At 67.0% G+C, this 7,202-nt stretch carries 6 protein-coding genes and 1 pseudogene; 6 read left to right on the forward strand and 1 reads right to left on the reverse strand.

From position 1 onward, the window contains the following. Both VEY12_07935 and VEY12_07940 read left to right on the forward strand, forming a co-directional pair. Window positions 1-1,249 (forward strand): DNA topoisomerase VI subunit B (locus tag VEY12_07935; protein ID HYM40056.1); only part of this gene is annotated, 1,249 nt, incomplete at its 5' end. Further along, entirely contained in the window at window positions 1,242-2,354 is a 1,113-nt protein-coding gene (locus tag VEY12_07940; GenBank protein ID HYM40057.1) for a DNA topoisomerase IV subunit A, read from the forward strand. The genes VEY12_07935 and VEY12_07940, both read left to right, overlap by 8 nt. A gap of 3 nt (window positions 2,355-2,357) precedes the next feature. On the opposite strand, the gene VEY12_07945 is transcribed toward VEY12_07940, so the two are convergent. Then, complete coding sequence (locus VEY12_07945; GenBank protein HYM40058.1) at window positions 2,358-4,472, reverse strand: helicase HerA-like domain-containing protein; 2,115 nt, start codon at window positions 4,470-4,472, stop codon at window positions 2,358-2,360. Window positions 4,473-4,646: 174 nt separating this feature from the next. Between VEY12_07945 and VEY12_07950 the strand changes: the two are divergent. From VEY12_07950 to VEY12_07965, 4 genes and pseudogenes are all read left to right on the forward strand, one after another. Then, window positions 4,647-5,204 (forward strand): annotated as a pseudogene (locus VEY12_07950) (2-oxoacid:acceptor oxidoreductase family protein). A 15-nt stretch (window positions 5,205-5,219) separates the two neighbouring features. Beyond that, complete coding sequence (locus VEY12_07955; GenBank protein HYM40059.1) at window positions 5,220-5,558, forward strand: 4Fe-4S dicluster domain-containing protein; 339 nt, start codon at window positions 5,220-5,222, stop codon at window positions 5,556-5,558. Further along, window positions 5,555-6,766: a pyruvate ferredoxin oxidoreductase gene (porA, locus tag VEY12_07960; protein HYM40060.1), complete on the forward strand. Its 1,212-nt coding sequence runs from the start codon at window positions 5,555-5,557 to the stop codon at window positions 6,764-6,766. The genes VEY12_07955 and porA overlap by 4 nt, the downstream gene beginning before the upstream one ends. Continuing rightward, a partial coding sequence (locus VEY12_07965; protein HYM40061.1) for a thiamine pyrophosphate-dependent enzyme occupies window positions 6,763-7,202 on the forward strand: 440 nt, incomplete at its 3' end. The genes porA and VEY12_07965, both read left to right, overlap by 4 nt.

The following is a 7,202-nucleotide window of genomic DNA, read 5'->3' on the forward strand; positions in this document are numbered from 1 at the left end:
GATGAAGGATACGAAAAGCTACAAGCTCTCTGCCTTCCTCGAGGAGGAGTTCGTGCGCGTCAGCGCGCGCGTCGCGAAGGAAATTTGCGACGCCGCGGGACAGGACCCGGAAACGAAGCCGCGGAGCCTGGGCCTCGAACAGGCGAAGGCGCTCCATGAGGCCATGCAAAGCGCGAAGCTCATGTCCCCGCCCACGGACTGCCTGAGTCCCATCGGGGAGCGGCTCATCAAGAAAGGGCTGAAGAACGTACTGGGCAGCATGCGGCCCGAGTTCTATGCGCCCCCCGTCACGCGCGACCCGAGCGTCTACACGGGCAACCCGTTCCAGGTCGAAGTCGGCATCGTGTTCGGGGGCGACCTTCCGCCGGACCAGCCCGTCGAGGTCCTTCGATTCGCAAACCGGGTCCCGCTGATGTACCAGGCCGGTGGCTGTGCGCTCACCCAAGCCGTCGCCCATGTGGACTGGCGGCGCTACGGCCTCGAGCAGCGCGGCGGGGAAGGCCTCCCGTTCGGCCCCTCGATCGTCCTGGTCCATGTGTGCTCGACGAAGGTTCCGTACACGTCCGAGGCGAAGGAGGCCGTGGCCGCGGTCGACGAGATCATGGAGGAACTCGACCTCGCCCTCAAGGAGTGCGGTCGGCGTCTCAAGACGCACCTCACGAAGAAAGCGCACCGCGCGAAGACGCGGGAGAAGTTCGAGATCGTGCAGCTCATCCTTCCACGCATCGCGGAGAAGTCCGCGAAGGTCGTGAACAAGAAGGTGCCCATCCTCGATGCGACGATCACGAAGATCATGGGCGTGGTCTGGGTCGACGAGACGATCGCGTACGACAGGAAGCAGAAACGGCACACGGTCACGATCAACATCCACAACTTCACGGATGCGGGCAAGAAACTCAACCTGCACCTGCTCCTGCCTCGCGGAATCGCGGCGAAGGACTTCGATCCGAAGCCCGATGAAATCCGCGAGGACGGCAAGATCACGTGGGAGCTGAAGCGGATCGACTCCGTGGCCAAGGCGTCCGTCACGTTCCTCCTGGACGGCCTCGACGAGGCGGAGTACGACGAGTCGGACATCTTCGTGAGCGGGATCAACCCCGGACTCGTCGTGGGCGCGGAGCCGCTGCCCGGCGACTGGGAGCTGAACTACAAGGAGTTCGAGGGCGAGGAGGCCCCGCCGCCCGCGGAGGCGGAGGACGAGGGCGAGATCGACTACGACGAGACCGAGGAGGCGCTCGACGATGAGTAAGAAAGCCAAGCCCGGCGCACCGGCGTCGAACAAGGCCGTGGAGGCGTTGTACGGGATCGCGGAGGAGATCTACGACGAGCTGGACCACGGGCAGATCCCCAAGATGAAGATCCCGCTCCGCACGAAGGCGAACATCCGGTTCGACACGAAGCATTCGGTCTGGAAGTACGGCAGCCTCATGGGTGTTCGGAGCGCGAAGAAGCTCAAGGGGGCACTCATGCTCCTGCGGACCATGTACGTCCTCGAGTTCATCCAGGACATGATCAACACGGCGAAGTCTTCGACCCTGCGGGAGATGTACTACATCTCGGAAGGCTGGGACGTCGCCAAGTTCCACTCCCAGGACGAGTCCAACCTGCTCGCGGAGGACCTCGAGGTGATCACGCAGCTCCTGCGGGAGGACTTCAAGCTCCGGCCCGAGGAGAGCGGCGCGAGCGTGATCGGGAACCTCACCCTAGAGGAAATCACGCGGAACGGCGAGCGAAAGCGGATCAACTGCCGCGACGACGTCGGCGACGCGGGCTACACGATCCCCTACAACATCGAGAAGGAGAAGGTCAAGCTCATCGACGCGGATGCGAAGTTCGTCCTCGCCATCGAGACGGGCGGCATGTTCGACCGCCTCGTGGAGAACGGATTCGACGAAGACGGCAAGTGCATTTTGGTCCACCTTAAAGGTCAGCCGTCACGGAGCACACGTCGCCTTTTGAAAAGATTAAACGAGGAGTTAAAACTTAATGTCGTGAGCTTTACCGATGGAGACCCTTGGAGCTTCCGCATCCATGCCTCCGTCGCGTACGGCGCCATCAAGACGGCCCACATCTCCGAGTACCTCGCGACGCCCACCGCGGAGTTCATCGGAATCACCGCGAGCGACATCCTCAACTACGACCTGCCGACCGATGTCCTCACGCCGCGCGACGTCGGAGCCCTGAACGCGGAGCTCTCCGACCCCCGCTTCAACGACGAGTTCTGGCGGAACGAGATCCAGACCATGCTCCAGATCAACAAGAAGGCGGAGCAGCAGGCGCTCGCGAAGTACGGCCTCGACTACGTCACGGACACGTACCTGCCGGAGAAGCTCGACGCCCTCGGCCTGATATGAGCGTCAGCGGGATTCGGGGGCCTGGTGGAGGACGCTCCCCAGGGTGCCGTCGACCCACACGGGCCGTGTCCTCCCGCTCCCGTTCGACTGCATCTCGAACTTCCAGATCGGGAGCAGGCAGAGGTCCGGGTGCTCCGTGAGCACCTTGGCGCCCAGAGAGCGGTGCACGATCTCCTTGGCCTGGGAAGGGCCGATGTGGGCCACGGGCACGACGTCTCCGATCTTCTGGGCCGGGCCGGGTTCCAGCTGGGCCTTGGACGCCAACGCATCGAGGCGGGACACGTCCTCCCGGGGGAACTCGTGGAAGCTCAGGTTGCCGTTGACCACGTACGCGAGATGGCCCGACACGGCGTTCACGAAGAAGGACCGCGCGACCCGGCCGCGCCGGCGGCCCCGCAGGATCTCTGCCTCCACGCGCCACAGGGGCACGAAGTAGAACTCCTTCCCGGCGATGTGCTCCCTCGGGATCAGGAGCATGCGGCGTTGGATCGCCTCGTTTGCCCGCTTCGTGGCCTCGACGAGCGGGAAGCGCAGGGGGAGCCAAGCGACCCGAGAGGGAACCCCGCGCCGCACGTCGAACCCAATCGTCGGGTCCCAGTACACCTCCCGGCCTTCCACCTGCTCGGGCCGGAGGAGGCGCACCTCCGCGAGCTTCCGCAGAAGGATTCCCAGGAATCGGGTGTCCGCGGGGTTCATGCCCGCGATCTCCTCGAGCCCGTAGATCCCCGGGTGGTCCTCGAAGAGGTGCAGGACGCGGAGGCCGATGCCCTCCTCGACCTCCGTCTTGGCCGCGGACCTCGCAGCCTTGGCCGCGACGGCCGCGAGCGTCTGCCGCTTGAACGCCTTCTCGTCCGGTGCCGTCTTGGGGAGCGCGAGCTCGTGGCTCGATTGGATCTCGTGGAACCGCTCCTCGGGGACGACCGTGTGCTGCGTCGCGAGCCCGCGGACCTCGAGCCGCTCTACCCGGCCGAGGTGCTCCGGGGACAGGAGCAGGAACTGGCCGGCCTTCAGGGAGGGCACGAGCGCGAGGACCTCCTCGGGGTCGCTCGGATGCAACGAACCGACGAGGTGGCGGACGCGGTCCAGGTCCTGCTTCGCGAGGAGGCGCCCCAGCGCCCAGGTATTCGCCTGGCCGAGGGCCTTATAGTCCAAGTCGGTCACGTTCTGCGTCGCGACGACCAGGCCGACGCCGTACTTGCGCGCCTGGCGGAACAGGAGGGACAGGAACTTCTTCGCCGGTGGGTTCTTCGGATGCGGCGGACAGAGCCCGGCGACCTCGTCGATGTAGAGGACGAGGCGTAGGCCGCCGTTCGTCTCGGACACCATCCAGCGGTACACGTCCTCGCACAACGTGGCGACGACCATCTCCCGCTCGGACGGGCTGCGCAGCCCTCCCGTATACACGACGTTCACGGGGGTCCGCCCTTTGGGCGCCCACGAGACCATGTCCGCGACATCGAGCGGCGGGCCCGCGGTGAAGAGGAGACCCTTGGCCCCGACGGTCATCGCCTTGGCCCGCCGCACGAGACCCGCCCGCTCCTTGTGCGAGACGAGGGCGCTGTCCATTGCGGTCTCCCGCTCCAGGAGGTGCGGCAGGTCGGAGACCTCCTTGGGCCACCGCCCCGACTGCCACGCGTCCTGGAGGGCCATGTAGATCGTGTCCTTGGCCCGCGAGCCGCTGTCCGACGTGAGCGCGTAGCCCATCGCGGCCGCGAGGCCCTCCGCGATCGCATCGACGAACAGGACCGCGTCCTCGGAGGCCTCGAACGCGGGCGCGTCCTTCAGGGGGTTCAGGCTCCGTGTCACGCCGTGGCGCGACCCCGGCGTAAGGATCTGCACGGCGGCGCGGGCCCAGTACTCGTCCCGCGCGTCGTCGGGCGTGCCGTGGGCCGCGGAGGACTCCTGGGTCGCGGCAAGCGCGAGGGACGCGAGGTCGCCCTGGCTGTCCACCGCGATCACGGGGACGCCCACGCGGACGGCCTCCTCGAGGATCGCCTTCCCGAGCACCGTCTTCCCCGAGCCCGTGGCACCGAGGATCACGACGTGCCGCAGCAGGTCCTCTTCGGGCAACCGAATGGGTGCCCCGGTCTCCGGATTCGTCCCCAGATGGAGGGGCATGACTCACCTTCCCACGCGTTGCTGGAGGGACCTAGCTCTGGGGTTCGCATATAGGTTTGTCGGGGCTGCCCGCGGCTTCCGTACGCCGACCTATTGTAATTATACTACGGGCCGAGACTTCTTACGAATCGCGCCGCCCACTCGGACCGAAGCGTTTCGAAGGACCGTGTGTACATGTTCTACGAGGTTCGGTTCCATGGCCGCGGCGGCCAGGGGGCTGTCATGGCCGCTCAGGCTCTGGCGGTGGCGGCGTCCCACGACGGGTACTCGGCCATCGCGTTCCCGTTCTTCGGCGCGGAACGCCGCGGGGCACCCGTGCTCGCGTTCGCCCGGTTCGGCCAGGAGCGTCTCCGCGTCCGTACCCAGGTGTACGAGCCTCATTTCGTCGTCGTGCTCGACGAGAGCTTAATCGAGACGGTCGATGTGCTCGCCGGGTTGCGCCCGGGCGGCATGGTGGTCGTGAACACGACACGGTCGCCCGACCATCTGGTGCTCTCGAAGAAGGCGAAATCGGCGACGGTCGACGCGACCTCGATCGCCCTGGAGTACACGAAGCAGGCCGCGGTGAACACGGCCATGCTCGGTGCCTTTGCGAAGGCAACCGGGCTGATCACGATTGAAGGCGTCGAGGCCGGGATCATGGAGGTCTTCGGTCGGCGCCTGTCCAAGGAGATCGCGGACCGCAACGTCGCCGCGGCACGCGCCGCGTACCAGGCCACCCGGTTGGGGGAGGCGGACAACGGCCGTGTGTATCCGAAGGCGTCCAAGTGGCTGCCGACGGCCCAGGAACTGCCCCCGGGCCTCGCGACGCCCACCCTGGAGACCCCGTTCGGCCGGGTCGGGGTCGGCAGCTCGGGCACGAATCGCACGGGCGGGTGGCGCGTGGAGAAACCCGTCCTCGACGGCGCCAAGTGCACGAACTGCCTCCTGTGCTGGTTCTATTGCCCGGACGGAAGCATTGCTCGCGGTGCCAAGATCGTCGAGATTCACTACGACTACTGCAAAGGCTGCGGCGTCTGCGCAGCGGTCTGCGTGCCCAAGGCGATCCACATGGAACGCGAGCTCGAGGAGGAGGTGCAGGCATGATCGAGACGAAGACGGCCACCGCGGGCGAGCGCCGCATGGTCACGGGCGACTACGCCGCGGCGTGGGGGGCCATGGTTTCCCGGCCCCAGGTCGTGGCCGCGTACCCGATCACCCCGCAGACCATGATCATCGAGCACCTCGCGGAGTTCCTCGCCGCGGGCAAGTTCGACGCGGAGATGATGCGCGTCGAGTCCGAGCACAGCGCGATGTCCGCCGTCGTCGCGGCGGAGGCCACGGGCGTCCGCACGTACACGGCCACGTCGTCCCAGGGCCTCGCCCTCATGCACGAGCCCCTGTTCATCTCGCCGCCGATGCACCTGCCCATCGTGATGTCCGTGGTGAACCGGACGGTCGCTTCGCCGCTCGGCATCTGGGTGGAGCACAACGACACGATGCCCCAGCGGGACACGGGCTGGATGCAGATCTACGTGGAGGACGCGCAGGAAGCGCTCGACATGGTCCTCCAGGGCTACCGGGTCGCGGAGCATCCGCTCGTGGAGCTCCCCATGATGATCGGCATGGACGCGTTCCTGGTGTCCCACACGATCGAGTCCGTGGAGCTGGTCAGCCAGGAGGCCGCGGACGCCTTCCTGCCGCCCTTCAAGCCTGTCCACGCGTACCTGGACCCTGAGCGGCCTCTCGTGGTGGGCGCGGCCTCGCCGCCGGAGTACATCCAGGAGGTCCGCTGGGAGACGGATCTCCGGATGCGCCGAGCCATGGAATTCCTGGAGGAGACGGACCGGGAGTTCGGTCGCCGCTTCGGGCGCACGTACGGCGGCGCCTTGGAGACGTACCGGCTCGAGGACGCGGACGTCGCGCTCATGACGCTGGGCACGGTCACGTCGACCGCGCGGGAGGTCGTCGACCGCCTGCGCGCCCAGGGTGAGCGCGTGGGCCTGATCAAGCTCCGTTCGTTCCGACCGTTCCCGGACGAGCGGCTCCAGGATGCGACCGCCCACCTCAAGGCGTTCGGCGTGTACGACCGCGCGGTCTCCTACGGCGTCGGCGGACCGAGCTGCATCGAGGCGCGGAACGCGCTCTACGACACGACGACGATGCCCATCCTCGGGTTCCTCGCGGGCCTAGGCGGCCGCGACGTGACGCCGCAGGACGTCGAGCTCATGTTCAAGAAGACCCTCGCCGCCGTGGGCCGGGGCCGTCGCGCGAGCGGCGTGCACTGGATCGGCACGCGGGGGGTGAACCCATGACGACGATCAAGGAGCTGTCCCAGGAGGACTACTTCCTCTCCGGACACACGGCGTGCCCGGGCTGCGGCGGTGCCATGGTCGTCCGGGAGACGATGAAGGTCCTCGGGCCGAACACGGTCGTCTACATGCCCGCCTCCTGCCTCCTGATCTTCAGCGACATGTACCCGTACAACGCGTTCACGGTGCCCAGCCTCCAGGTCCTCTTCGAGACCTCGGCAATCTGCGCCGCGGGGATCAAGCGCGCGCTCAAGCGCCTCGGGAAGGACGACGTCACCGTGGTCGCGTTCGCCGGGGACGGCGGCACGGCGGACATCGGGATGCAGGCGCTCAGCGGCGCGGCGGAACGCAACGAGGACATCCTGTACGTGTGCTACGACAACGAGGCGTACATGAACACGGGCATCCAGCGCAGCGGGACCACACCGTTCGGCGCGTG

The organism is Thermoplasmata archaeon, from assembly GCA_035632695.1.
Taxonomy (GTDB): domain Archaea; phylum Thermoplasmatota; class Thermoplasmata; order RBG-16-68-12; family RBG-16-68-12; genus RBG-16-68-12.